Genomic DNA, 13,253 nt, shown 5'->3' on the forward strand with positions numbered 1-13,253 from the left:
CGTGACCTGGTCAGCGCAGGCCGCTATGTCGGAGGATGCTCTTGCCCGTCTTCAGGACGGCTTCGTCGTGGCGCCCTGGCGTGCCCGTCAGGCCGGTGCCGCCGGCCGCTCCCCGACCCCGTCCCCGTCTGTCCGCGGACGGACGAGACCCGGCACACGGCGAGACGTGACCAACGCCAGCTACTGGCGTCGCGCCGAAACAGAGGATTATCGCGCCGTTCACGGCATTGACTCGCTTCCACCACACCCGCCGGTCCTGTCACCATCCGGAGCAATGAGCGCAGCCACCTCGCCGCGGGAGAGCACCACGATGGCGTCGCAGCTGCACTTGCAATACTCCACCTCGCCGCCCGACGTTGAGTGGGCGGACAACAGCTTCCAGGTCGGTGTGTCCGCGGTAGCCGTACAGCCCCAGGCGAGCAGCGGACACCCCTCGCGGGCGGAGCGGAGCGTCGGACCGTCTGTCCGCTTAGCCGGCCGCAGTGGGTGTGCCGACTGCTCAGCGAAGATCGGGCTGGCCGGGAGAGGGTTCGGCATGGGCGTCTTCTCCCTTCGGTGCCGTGTTCTCGGACACCGGCGCGGCGGGTTCGGGCAGGGTCTTGAACAGCAGCCAGGCCAGGACGGGCATCAGGATCAGTGGGGCCAAGGCGGTCTGCAGCGAAGTCCTGTCGGCTATGGTGCCGATGACCGGGCTGATCAGGCCGCCGATACTCACGGTCAGACCGAGCGTGATTCCACTGGCGGTGCCGATCCGCGAGGGCAGGTAGTCCTGGCCCAGCGTGACCTGGAGCGAGAACGGGATGTACAGACCGGCCGAGGTGAGGATGACGAACAGGTAGAGGGCAGGGCCGGGAACGAAGAGCAGACCGGCGATCGATCCGGCCGTCAGCAGGTACGACCAGCGCGAGACCCGCACCCGGTCCCATCGGTTCGCCAGCGCACCACCCAGCACGCTGTCCACCGCGCCACCCAGGTACAGCAGGAACAGAGCCGCCGTGCCCGCGGCCTTGCTGCCGTCCATGCGCTCGGTGGCGTACAGCGAGACGAACGTGCTCAGACCGATGAAGGCGGTGGAGCGGCAGACCACGGCCAGCGAGAGGCGGACGAACGACGCCCTGTCATCCTTGCCGGTCACGGGCGCCTTGGCCGCGTCGTACAGCCGGGTCTCCAGCACGCGCAGCACGGGCAGGCACAGCGCGGCGCCGACCACGGCCGGCAGCATGAGCAGCGGTGTCAGGAGCAGTCCTCCGACCGAGACCACGACGGCGACCGTGACCGGGGCCAGCGCGAAGCCGAGGTTGCCACCCAGCGAGAACCATCCCATCGCGCTGTGGCTGCCGCCGCTGGCAACCCTGGCCACCCGCGCGGACTCCGGATGGTACGCGGCCACGCCGACCCCGGACACCGCGACGACCGTCAGCGTCACCGTGTAGGAGTCACTCACCCCGCTGAGCGCGATGCCCACCCCTGCGACCAGCGTGCTGACCGGCAACAGCCAAGGCATCGCCCGACGGTCGGTCAGCATGCCGAAGAACGGCTGGGCCACCGACGACACCACGGAGGCGGCGAGAACGATGCCCGAGACGGCGGCGTAGCTGTAGGCGCGCTCGATGACGAAGAAGGGCACGAGGGAGGCGACGGCGCCCTGATAGACGTCGATGCAGCCATGCCCGACAGATAAAAGAGTGATCGAGAGATTCCTACGCACGCTGTCATCGTGGACGGCACCCACCGTGTCGCGCTTCCGATAAACTGCCAGATAATGATGGAAGTCCGCCACACGCCCGTGGCCCCCACGCGCACCCAGCGACTGGCGGCCGGTGCAGGGATAGACGCGCACCGGCACGACGACCACCAGATCGTCTACGCGGGCCGGGGCGTACTGTCCGTCACCACCAGCGCCGGCTCCTGGGTCGCCCCCGCGACCCGCGCCATCTGGGTCCCGGCCGGCACCGTCCACGCCCACCAGGCCCACGGTGACCTCGAACTGCACCTGGTAGGCCTCCCCGCGTGGGAGAACCCTCTGCGCCTGGACACCCCCACCGTGCTCGCGGTGAGCCCGCTGCTGCGTGAGCTCATCATCGCCTTCACCCGCACCGAGGACGACGACAGCCCGGAGCGGACGCGGCTGCGCGCGGTGCTCCTGGACCAGCTGCAGACCTCGGTACAGCAGCCGCTGCACCTGCCCACACCGAGCAGTCCCCTGCTCCGGACGGTCTGCGACCTCCTGCAGTCCGACCCCTCGGACAACCGCACACTCGCCGAACTCGGCCGAGAGGTCGGGGCCAGCGACCGCACACTCTCCCGCCTGTTCAGGACCGACCTCGGCATGACGTTCCCTCAGTGGCGCACCCAACTACGACTCCACCACGCCCTGATCCTGCTGGCCGAGAAGGTGCCGGTGACCAAGGTCGCGAACCAGTGCGGATGGTCATCCACCAGCGCCTTCATCGACGTGTTCCGCCGCGCGTTCGGTCATACCCCTGGCACGCACTCCCGGTGACCGGTCCAGCGATCCGGCCCGAGTATCACTGGGCGAGAATCCGGCACAATTGACCACGGGCTGAGCGGATCGGACCTGCAGCAGTCGCCCACAGCCGCGCGACCCCGCGTCGCTTCTCCTCCGGCCTCTTTCGGCTGGCTTCTCCTCCGGCCTCTTTCGGCTGACAGTGTGGCGGTCGCGCTAGCGGGCCGCCGGGTCCTATAGCTGACGGTCTACAGCCAAGCCCTCGGTCCTGTTTGCTCGCCGCACGCCTTCGGCGAAGTCCCGAGCGGCGGCAGCAGCGGCGGCCACGGGACTGTCGGCTTGGGCGTGCATACGGCGGATTCCTTCAAAAGCGCGTCGGGGGCTGGCCCCTGCGTCCCTTAAGACCGTGTCCTACGTGGTGAGGCGGATGAGTCGTTTGTAGCAGCAGAGGGCTGCTGCGAGGCCGAGAAAGGCCAGGTAGTTGCGGGGATCGCGCTCGTAGCGAGGGCTGAGTCTGCGGTAGCCGGACAGCCACGACATGGTGCGCTCGATGACCCAACGGCGCCGCCCTAATCGTTCGCTGGACTCGATGCCTTTGCGGGCGATGCGGACTCCGATGCGCTTGCCGCGGAGCCACCTGCGCAGGTCAGCCCGGTCGTAGGCTTTGTCCGCATGCAAGCGCTGGGGCTTGAAGTACCGGCTGCGGTGCGGGTCGTGTCTCGTTTGGTGACCCTCCACCATGGGCTTCAGTCCTTCGCTGTCGTGGGTGTTACCTGCCGAGACGCCGACGAGGAGGGGCAGTCCGTTGGCGTCCGACAGGACGTGCATCTTGGAACCCGGCTTGCCCCGGTCCACGGGGCTCGGACCTGTGTGTTCGCCCCTTTTTTGGCCCGGACGTGGGCGGTGTCGAGGACTACGCGGGTGACGTCGATGAGGCCGGCGTCGTCGAGTTGGTGCAGCACGGCCTCGTGCAGCCGGCCCCAGACACCGGCTCTGGACCAGATGAGGAACCGGCGGCGGGCGGTCGACTTCGATATGCCGAAGCACGGCGGCAGAGCTCGCCAGGCGCAGCCGCTGACCAGCACGTAGATGATCGCGGCGAACAGCGTCTCATCAGGCGTGTCCTGCGTTCCCCCGCCCTGCGGCCGCACCCTCGACGGAGGGATCAACGGCTTCGCGATCTCCCACAGCCCGTCCGGAACAATCCAACTCCACGTACCCCGCCCCATGCCGAGCTCAACGACGCCTCACCACGTAGGACACGGTCTTAGCCGCCGGTGAGAGTGACGGCGAGCCCGGTTACGTGGCGCTCGACATCAGGTGGTGTCGCCGTTGAGTTGGTGAAGCAGAGCGCGGCCGACTCACGTCCTGTCCGCGCTCGCTCGCCTGGGCGTCGGAGTCACCGCTCGTCCCCCGGCGTCACAGCTCACCACCGTTAACAATCGTTGACACTTTGAGTTCCGGTGCCTCAGGATCAAGCCGGGGAAAGCGCGTACGCTCCATACCCGTCCTACGCGAACCGTTCGTGTACCAAGCGAGTTGGTTCGCAAACGGCCCGAACTACCCTGTCTCACCTGTCTCCGGAGGCACCTCATGGCCGTCAGCGAGCCACGGCTCACCGACGACACCCCCGCTCCTCACCAGTTCACCCTCGCCCGCCCCCTTTACCGGCTCGATCCGCTCGGCCAGGACTTTCCTGCGGAGGGACGAGCGCTCCAAGCGATTGGCCCATTGGTTCCCGTCGAACTGCCAGACCGGATACCCGCTTGGGCAGTGACGAGGCGTGAGGTCGCCGACGCGTTGCTGACGCACCCGGATATGCGGAAGAACCCGCAGCACTGGCGGGCCTACCAGGCCGGTCTCGTCCCCGAGACGTGGCCGCTCCTGCAGATCATCACAACTCCGACAATGCTGATCATGGATGGCGCTGACCACACACGGCTGCGTCTTCCGATTCAGCGGGCTTTCACTCCACGTCGAGTTGAGGCATTGCGTCCGCGCGTGGAGGAGATCGTGCGGGAGCTGCTCGACACGCTCGCCGCCGTTGCGCCCGACGCATCGGTAGACCTGCGCAGCACCTTTGCCTTCCAGCTGCCCGTGACGGTGATCTGCGAGCTGTACGGTGTCGACGAGCCGGATATGCGGCGGCAGCTGGCCACCGACACCAGTTTGCTGTTGAGCAGCACCACGCCGCCCGGCGAGCGGCTCGGTGCCCAGACGTCCATCTTCAGCACCATGGCCCAACTGATCGCCGCCAAGCGTGCCCAGCCCAGTGACGACCTCACCACTGCTCTCATCACAGAGTTCGACAACGGCGGCATGTCTGCGGACGAACTCGCCGGGACCTTGTTCCTGATGCTGATCGCCGGGCATGAGACCACCCAGAACCTCCTATCGAACGCAATCCATCGGCTCGTGGAGAACCCCGAGCAACTCGCCCGCGTACTGAGCGGTCACGACGGCGATCGGGCATGGGGCGGTGTTGTGGAGGAGGCCCTGCGTCTCGACGCGCCAGCGGCCACCACGATGTTCCTCTACGCCATCCGCGACACCACGATCGATGGCGTGACTATCCGCGCAGGCGAACCGGTCCTGATCTACACTGCCGCGATCGGTCGCGATGGCCACGTCTTCGCCGACCCCGACGCCTTCCTGGCAGACCGGGTCAACGCACATCAGCACCGTGCCTTCGGTCACGGCCCTCACCACTGCCTCGGTGCCCCCCTGGCTCGTCTGGAATCCAAGATTGCCCTGCGGCGGCTGTTCGAGCGGTTCGCAGTCACCGCAGCCGAACCGCTCGGTGCAGTCGAGCGGATCACGTCGCTGTCGAGCAACGCCCCCGCGCGGGTGCCGGTCTACCTCGCCCCGCGCTAGCAGCGTCTCGCGCAGGGCTCGGCGTGCTGGGCCCAACCGCTCTGCGGTTGAGCCCACGTCCTGACTTAGTCGGACATATGCGAGGTCAGCTGTGTCAGCATCCTCGGCGGGAAGAGGTAGTGGGAGCTGCGCGACGACTCTCCCAACGCATCGGAGCCAGACGTGGCCTGACGTACCGCAGCCTGATTGTCGGCGGTGAAGACGACCTCGAGCTTCGTCAGCTGCCGCATGATTACCGATCCGCCATGCTGCACAGCGCCGTCGTCCTGCAGGCGAGGCGTGCGGCATCGTGCCAGGAAGCGCTCGACCGCCGTCTGTCCGACTACTTTTGCAAGGCGTTGAGCTGCAGTCGGGCACTCGTGCGGGCCGGAACCGAACGCGAGGTGAGACTCGTTGGTAAAGGTGTGCCCGTCGCTGTCGACGTGTACCTCGGGGTCCGCGTTCGCGCCGGCCAGGCCCAACACCAGCAGTGCGCCCTTCGGGACGTGGTAATTGCCCAGCTGGCCGTCCTGCAGGGGATAGCGCCCCATGACGTTCTGTACGGCAGGATTCGACCAGTGGGTCTCGTTCATGATCTCGGCAACCGTCACCGTGCCTGCGCGGAAGAGCGTGTGCACCTTCTCGTCGCACACGAGGCGTTCCAAGGCGTTGCCGATCCAGCCTGTGGTTCCGCCAGCACCGGCCATGACCGTCAGCCAGGCGAGGTTGCCCACTTCAAGGGCGCTTAGTGGGGGACCGCCGTCGACCGGACCGTGAAGCAACCATGAGACGAGGTCCCGTTCAGGCTTGGCACGTCGAGCGACTACAAGACGGCCGATGATGTCCGATATTTCTTCATTCGCGCGATGCGCTTCCGGGCCGCCCTCCAGGAGCCGGAAGATTGCCGGCAGCAGTTGCTCGCCGGTCTCGTGCGGCAGGCCGAGCAGGCGCAGCATTACCAACAGTGGCAACGGAGCGGCATAGTCGGCCACGATCTCTGCTTGCCTCTTCGGTGCGAACCGGCTGATCAGCCGATCAGCTGCCCATTCCGTGTAGCGGCGAACCGACGCGGTTTCGACCTGGGCGAGCCCGGAGGTGAGGACGCCACGCAGTCGCTGATGCTCCGAGCCGCTCAGGAAACGGGTAGAGCCTTCCTGGTAGGCCACCTGCGGCAGCAGCGGCCAGTCGCTTGGTACCCGTCCTGCTTGCAACTCGGCCCAGTTGCGGGAGTCGGGGCTGTAGAGGCTCTCCTGGGAGCAGACTTCCCGCAGTGTCCGGTGGCCGATGACGAGGAAGGCAGGCACACCCCCGTCCAGTTCAACTGGTACGACAGGCCCGTGTTCCTTGCGCCACGGCTCGTACAGGTCGGCAAGCGACCCCTGCACAGCTTCGCTGCTCAGCCGCACGGGCTCCGAGTGAGCCGGGCACCCAGACGCAGGTGGGGTGGCCGCTCCGTGGCTGAGGCGGGCGTGGGGCGGATTGGTCATTGCACCGTTTCCTGGTCGTCGCGGCCAGGCTGGCCGCACGGCCGCAACCGAGCGGGCCTGGCAGGGAAAGAGAGAGGCAACACTTCACTCTGCTAGTGCTGGCCTCCACCAAGCTCAAATCCAAGTGCACCATGGCCGGTCGGTCAACAAACGTGAACTCCTCAACAACCGAGCCGGCTCCCAGCCTGGCGCAAGAACTCCGACCACGGTCCTGGTCCCCCTACGGCTTGTTCGGACACCGTGCGGGCACACCCGCTACCCAGGCTCAGACACGTGGCCGCCTGCACGGGCTGCGCCGACGCTGCACGTCCGTGCCCGCCCCAGTGCACCGGATGCTGCAAGGAAAACGGCACGACCGAGGATCGTCCGTCCGGACGCTGGTAATCTCCCTGCGTAGACCACTGAGTACGGGCTGCCACACGGGGAATGGGGGCGTCTTCAGCCGATGACGAATGAGGCCGCCCAAACATCAGCGCATCCGACCAGATCCGCTCGTGCCCAGCATGTCCCACTCTCGCAAATAAGTGACCGGTTGGGGGTGCTGTGAGTGCTCATATCTCATTCCTCCCCTGTGTGCCCGGAGCCCACATCCACCGCGGCCGGGTGGTTGCTGGCAATCCGTGACGAGATCACGCTCAGGATGACGCGCGGCAAGGTCGTCCGAACCGCGAAGAAGCTGGGGCTGCGCCCCGACCTGGGCTTGGATGCGATGGTGGCCCGGGTTGAGGCCTTGCGCGGCCAGAAGGTTCAGCTTGTCTGCAAGCCGCTCCCCAGAGCAACCACCGGCCTGTGTGCCTTCGGGGAAGAGGCCGACACGATCATAGTGAACTCGAGAGCCGAACCACTGCACCGTGTGCTCATCACCCTCCACGAACTGTGGCACCTCATTGAGGACCTCGAGACGCCCTCAATCGGCATCCGCGCGTGGCGTCAATGCGTGGTACGGCCGCTTCAACGGTGCAGACTGTGGCCGTCGAAGACAAAACGGTCCGCGTTTGGCGAGCATTCCGTCCTTGAACTGGACAACCTCGTTGACGTCCTGGACGCGCTTCCTCCCGAACTGGTGAAGGCTGTCCTCGCTGATAGCCAGCAGGTCAAATTGCGTGGCGAGCGCAGTCACCGACATGACCCCGCAGAGGTCTTTGCGCGGCAGATGTTGCAAATGGTTCCCCTCGGGGACGACCCAGACGGCACCGGGTCACTCGCCTCCTCATTCGATCACCGGCGTACCGGCATCTGAAGATCGATGCTCGAGAACACTCTCACCGGAATCAACCTGCTCATTTTCGCGGTATGTTTCGCTGTCGGCATGGCGAAGGCCGTTGTCGCACGCACTGACCGCGACACCGCCCTGCGCCTCACCGCCTCCGTGCTGCTGTGTGCATCGGTCGTCTACCTGCTTTCCGCGCCCGCGGTCTACCGCTTCGTCGGCTCATTCACGCATGTCCCAAGCCTCCCTTCCCTCATAGTCAACGTGACCATCCTGGTATGCGTTGGCCATGCCCACGCCCTCACCGTGCTGTGGCACCCTCGCCGACGCAGCCCAGACGCCCTACGGCGCTCGGCCATCGTTTGGACGCCGATGTACGGTTTGGCGATCGCTGCCATGGCCGGGCTGTTCTGGGCGGCCGACCTCTCCGGTCCCGCCCGCCCACTTTCGTTCGCCACCGCCTACGCCGATGTGCCGGCAGCCTGCGCCATGCAGCTGGTCTACCTCAGCGCACTGACCATCGGAATCCTCGCCACCGTCCGCCAGTGCCGCGGCCCCGACGGAGTGATCGCCCTTCCTGGCCGGCCCGAACTGGAAGAAAGCCTGCGCCTGTTCGCCCTCGCTGTTGCGCTCGACTTGGTTTACGTCGCCTTTACCGCTGTGGCTGTCCTTTTCGCCTCTCAGGGCCACCACGGCCTCGACTTCTTGGCCGCGCTCGGGTCCGTGGCGAGTAGTACCAGTGCCCTGCTCGCCAGTTATGGCCTCGCCAAGCCGGCGCTCGCGGCACGCGGATCTGAGCGAGCCGACCACGCCGCTCTGACTCCTCTTTGGCAGATCGTCACAGGCAGCGCCCTACCGCCGCGAACGACCTGGTGGAACCGCTACGCCCTGTCGGACCTCCTTGCGGAGATTCTGGACGGTACCTACAGCCTTCGCCCGTGGATGAGCCCAGTACCCGCGCACGTCGTGAAAGAGCTGGTCACTGCTCGACCCGACGCACAGAGCCTTGATCTGCCTTCCCTTCAGGCGGCCGCGACGATCCGGCACGCACGGCAACGCTGCGACGCCGCCCTCCGTCTGGGATTGCCCACCCCGGAATCCTCCTCGGCGACACCGGCGGACGGTACCCCGCCCATCCTTGAGCGGGCACGCCAAGTTCGTATCGCGGCCCACCTGCGCCACCCGCTGGTGGAAGAAGCCCTCGAGACTCTCACCCCTCTGCCGTGACCAGGCCCCCTTCCTGATGTGGGGCTTTCGTGGCGCAGGCCACTGCCCACGCTGGATTGCGCACGGGGAACAGCAGGGAAGCCATATGGGCGCCCAGTGATCGGCTCGAAAGGAACCCTTGTGACGCTCGTAGCGCCTCCCCCCATACCCAGGGCGGCGGGATCGTTGCCCCTGCTGGGTCACGCGATACAGCTCATGCGCGACAACCTCGGCTTTATCGCCTCACTCCGTGAGAATTACGGCCCTCTGGTCGAGATCACCCTCCAACCAGGCACCCGTACGATCATCGTCCAGGACCCCGAGTTGATCCGCACGATGCTGGTTGACCTCGGCCCCAGCCTCGACAAGGGTCGCTTCTTCGAGAAGATGGGCCAACTACTTGGCGACTCAGTCGTCACCGCAGCTGGCCAAAACCACGTCCGAAAGCGACGTCAGCTCCAGCCCGCCTTCGCCCGCAGTGAGATCGCTAGATACGTCGACATCATGCGCGATGAGGTGAACGCGGCCGTCGACAGTTGGAAGCCCGGCCACGTCCTCGACGTACGCGAGGCTATGGTCAAGCTCTCCCTCGACATGCTCGCCAAGACAGTGTTCTCCGGCAGCCTGGACGAGACGACCTTCCGCCGGCTGCGTCGCGACCTGTCGGTCGTCATGAACGGAGTCGGCGCCCGCATCATGCTGCCTGACTGGGCCGAGAAGCTGCCGCTGCCCTTCAACCGCCGCTTCAACCAGGCCCGGGACGCCGTGCGGGCCACCATCCACAAAGCCGTCGACCAACTGCAGGCCTCAGGGCACGGCACTGGCGACATGCTGTCCATGCTCCTGCGCGCGAAGGATGACAATGGCCGTCCGTTGACCAAGCACGAAATCTGCTCCGAGATCTTGACCCTTGCTGTAGCAGGCACGGAAACCACCGCCTCGGTCCTGTCTTGGTCGCTGTACGAACTCGCGCGCAACCCCGACATCGAAGCCCGAGTCCTGGCAGAGCTCGACGACGTCCTCGGCGAAAGGCCGATCACCTTCAAAGACATTCCACAGTTGCCCTACCTGCGGCGTGTTCTTGACGAGGTGCTGCGGCTGCACCACACCGGGTGGCTCGTCACCCGCCGGACCATCACCGCAACGCAACTCGGGCCGTGGACCCTGCCGGCGGGAACCGAGTTGGCGTACTGCCAGCACGCTCTCCACCGAGACGCTGCACTCTTCCCCAACCCTCTGGCCTTCGACCCCGACCGTTGGCTTGACAGTGATCAGCAACCCCCCTCGAGCGCGTTCCTTCCATTTGGCGCGGGTAAACACAAATGCATCGGCGACCGGTTCGCTCTCACTGAATTGGTCACTGCCTTGGCAACGATCGTCCGCCGGGCACGGCTCGACCTCCGAGAGCAGGTTCGGCCGGTAGCGCGCGCCACCGTTCGGCCCCAAACGCTCAAGATGACGGTGCAGTCGCGCCAGGCCCCAGCACCCGGCGGAAGAAGCCCGTCGATGCGCTAGCGCAGCTCTGCGACAGGCTGGCTCAAGCCATTGCGGAGGCGCTCAGTATCTCGCCACTCCGATACGGAGCGGCGGTTCCTGATCACACTGATTAGACATATGTTCCCTCTCGGCGTGCCTCCATGGGTCGCACGATGCACTGCACTCGGCAGAGCGTATGAGCGATTCAAGACGCGGCTGAAGCTGGGCGGTAAGTCCCAGTAGATCGAGAGTCCTTGACCTGCCGGCCCTCAGGCCAACAGGCCCGCTCCGGCAGGTCAAGGCCCCATGAAACCGTCTTCCAAGAATCCATCTTTCCCCAACCGGCCGCCGTGCGCTGGGCCGCCCGGCACGGCGGCCAGTGATCGCCCGCGACCCGCCGCTCCCCGACCGCGCGCCAGACGCGGAACGGCCGGCCGCCGTGCAGTGGACCGGTGTGTCGGTGTCGACAATGCGCTGCGGCCCGGTTCACGAGCCGTCGCGGGGGCGACCTGCGGGACCGCCTGGTCGAGGGCACTGCCCGCGACCCCACCATCGAGGACGCCTCAGCGCCGATGGCCCGGACTGCGCGGCATGGTGCAGCAGCCGAACCGTCTGGATGACTCCTTCGGTTGTACGGGCTGTTCTCCGACCGGTGTGGGCGTCAACCCTCCTGAGTGGCCCGTTCGCGGGCGGCGAGATCATGGCGGGAACGGAGGCACGGCCGACCTGGCCGTGCGCGCCCGACCGACCCGTCCACGCGAAGGAGAGCATCCCGATGTCGCAGGCGCCCGAGCCGCTTCCGGCACACGACCAGCCGCCGCAGCAGCCCAGACCTGTTCCACGGCCAGGACCCTATGGAGAGCCCCCTCTCTTGCCGGGTCAGGCTCCGCACGCGCATCAGCCAAGGGGGTACGCGCCTCACGGTCACCCTCAGCCGCCCAGGTACGCCCCGCCAACCGTGCCGGTTGGCGGTGGTGGGAAGCGTCGAGTCGCCCTCGTCGCTGGTTCCCTCCTCGCGGCCCTGCTGGTGCTGGGCGCCGGGGTGTTCGCCGTACTGCGCGACTCGGACACGGACGACACGCGGGGGGCCGACGGCGCGAGGACGGCTTCGCCCACGCCCTCTTCTGCGAAGCCCGTCAGCATCGAGGCCGAGGAGCACTTCCGGATACCCGCGCCTGAGATCGGTGACGAGTCCTTCCGGACCCCCGGCGCCTGGCTGACGTCCGGTTACTACGCCACGGGCGAGAAGGAGTCGGTCGCCGGGGTACGACGTCGAGTCCGGCAAGCGTGCCTGGAGGATCGAGCTGTCCGGTCCGCTGTGCGCCGCGTCGCGTGACGTGACCCGCGGCGGCCTGGTCGCCGTCGTGTTTCACAACGCCAAGCGCAGCGAGAACAGCACCTGCACGCGGTTGGCGGTGATCGACGTCGTCAAGGGCACCAGGGTGTGGGAGAAGCCCCTGGCCGACAGCGTCCAGCGCGGTCTCGGGCTGACCGTCGCCATCAGTGACACCGCCGTGGCGGCGGGCTGGCCCGGCGGATCCACCGCGTATGCGCCGTCCACCGGCGCCCTGCTGTGGGACGCGCCCACCAAGGGCTGCGCCCAGGAGGAACACCTGGGGGGCCGGAAGTTGCTGACCCTGGCTTACTGTAAGACTGCCGCTGGGATGCGGTTCCGCGTTGGGGAACGCAACCCTGAGACGGGGAAGGCCCGCTGGATGTATCAGGTGCCGAAGACGGAGGGAGCCTGGCTGATCTCTGGCAGTCCGCTCGTGATCGGTCTGCTGCACAGCTCGGACGCCCTGGACGCGGACCAGATCCTGACCGTCTCCGACGAAGGTAGGACTCAGTCGATCATCGACATCGGGGACGACTACATCGCCGGCTGCGGCGACACCGGCGCCTGCACGAACGTCGTCGTCACCGGCGAAACCGCCTACCTTCCCAGTGACCCCCACGCCTTCTCGACGGCCAACTCCGTCACCGCTTTCGACCTGCGCACGGGCAAGCGCCTCCACGACTTCAAAGCTCCGAAGCTGAGGATGTGGCGGCCGGTCCGCGCCGATGGTGACGCGGTCGTCGTGGTCGAGGACCCCTCGGGCAGCAGACCCGCGCGCGTACTACGCCTGGGCCCCGGCGCACAGGACACCGAGGTCCTGCTGCGCCTTCCCGGAGACATGTGGCTCAACAGCACACTCAAGGGCCTGGTCACCCCCAGGGGCCAGGAATCCGTGATCTACGAGGATGGTCGGTTGTATCTGCACCTCAATAGCGGCTACCTGCCCGGTGAGGACGACCCCGAGCCGATGTCGCTGGTGTTCAGCAATCGGTGATCCGGCGACCGCTGAGGTCGCCGACGGACGGCGAAGTTTCGCCGGCGGCGACGGCCAGCGCGGCGTAGACGTGGAAGAAGCGATGCGCCAGATACACCTTCGCGAGCCCAGATCGTTCACAACGATTGACACTCTGGTCGAGTTGCAGCAAGATCGGAGCCGACCGTTGATCGCACGTGTGCGCGGGCTCTTCTTCTGGGCTGCGCAACAGCCCAGTCCATGGT

At 66.7% G+C, this 13,253-nt stretch carries 10 protein-coding genes; 6 read left to right on the forward strand and 4 right to left on the reverse strand.

The annotated features are described in order from the left end of the window. Positions 1–499: 499 nt before the first annotated feature. On the reverse strand, positions 500–1,708 hold the full coding sequence (locus ACIG0D_RS22050) for an MFS transporter (RefSeq protein WP_399804114.1): 1,209 nt from the start codon (positions 1,706–1,708) through the stop codon (positions 500–502). A 54-nt stretch (positions 1,709–1,762) separates the two neighbouring features. Between ACIG0D_RS22050 and ACIG0D_RS22055 the strand changes: the two genes are divergently transcribed. Next, the gene (locus tag ACIG0D_RS22055; protein WP_399803383.1) at positions 1,763–2,503 is read left to right on the forward strand and encodes an AraC family transcriptional regulator; all 741 of its coding nucleotides are present in this window, start codon (positions 1,763–1,765) and stop codon (positions 2,501–2,503) included. Between the two features lie 375 nt (positions 2,504–2,878). Here the strand turns inward: ACIG0D_RS22055 and ACIG0D_RS22060 are convergent. Beyond that, positions 2,879–3,696, reverse strand: a protein-coding gene (locus ACIG0D_RS22060) for an IS5 family transposase (RefSeq protein WP_399803386.1) whose coding sequence is annotated in 2 segments (ribosomal slippage) — positions 2,879–3,348 and positions 3,348–3,696 — 819 coding nt in all. Because the reading frame shifts where the segments join, the coding sequence is not laid out codon by codon here. 364 nt (positions 3,697–4,060) lie between these two features. On the opposite strand from ACIG0D_RS22060, the gene ACIG0D_RS22065 reads away from it, so the two are divergent. Then, the gene (locus ACIG0D_RS22065; protein WP_399803388.1) at positions 4,061–5,341 is read left to right on the forward strand and encodes a cytochrome P450; all 1,281 of its coding nucleotides are present in this window, start codon (positions 4,061–4,063) and stop codon (positions 5,339–5,341) included. 65 nt (positions 5,342–5,406) lie between these two features. Here ACIG0D_RS22065 and ACIG0D_RS22070 read toward each other — a convergent pair whose 3' ends face one another. Beyond that, on the reverse strand, positions 5,407–6,726 hold the full coding sequence (locus ACIG0D_RS22070) for a hypothetical protein (RefSeq protein ID WP_399803390.1): 1,320 nt from the start codon (positions 6,724–6,726) through the stop codon (positions 5,407–5,409). Positions 6,727–7,447: 721 nt separating this feature from the next. Between ACIG0D_RS22070 and ACIG0D_RS22075 the strand changes: the two genes are divergently transcribed. From ACIG0D_RS22075 to ACIG0D_RS22090, 4 genes are all read left to right on the forward strand, one after another. Continuing rightward, the gene (locus ACIG0D_RS22075; protein WP_399803393.1) at positions 7,448–8,047 is read left to right on the forward strand and encodes a hypothetical protein; all 600 of its coding nucleotides are present in this window, start codon (positions 7,448–7,450) and stop codon (positions 8,045–8,047) included. Between the two features lie 6 nt (positions 8,048–8,053). Then, a complete protein-coding gene (locus tag ACIG0D_RS22080; RefSeq protein ID WP_399803395.1) occupies positions 8,054–9,244 on the forward strand; it encodes a DUF6545 domain-containing protein in 1,191 nt (396 codons plus the stop codon). A gap of 120 nt (positions 9,245–9,364) precedes the next feature. Next, positions 9,365–10,738 carry a cytochrome P450 gene (locus ACIG0D_RS22085; RefSeq protein ID WP_399803398.1) on the forward strand — a complete coding sequence of 458 codons (1,374 nt, stop codon included), beginning with the start codon at positions 9,365–9,367 and terminating at the stop codon, positions 10,736–10,738. A gap of 1,277 nt (positions 10,739–12,015) precedes the next feature. Beyond that, a complete protein-coding gene (locus ACIG0D_RS22090; protein WP_399804117.1) occupies positions 12,016–13,029 on the forward strand; it encodes a PQQ-binding-like beta-propeller repeat protein in 1,014 nt (337 codons plus the stop codon). On the opposite strand, the gene ACIG0D_RS22095 is transcribed toward ACIG0D_RS22090, so the two are convergent. Further along, entirely contained in the window at positions 13,016–13,180 is a 165-nt protein-coding gene (locus tag ACIG0D_RS22095) for a hypothetical protein (RefSeq protein WP_399803401.1), read from the reverse strand. The two genes, ACIG0D_RS22090 and ACIG0D_RS22095, sit on opposite strands and share 14 nt — an antisense overlap. Positions 13,181–13,253 lie beyond the last annotated feature (73 nt).

This window comes from Streptomyces sp. NPDC052773, from assembly GCF_044547145.1.
GTDB lineage: Bacteria > Actinomycetota > Actinomycetes > Streptomycetales > Streptomycetaceae > Streptomyces.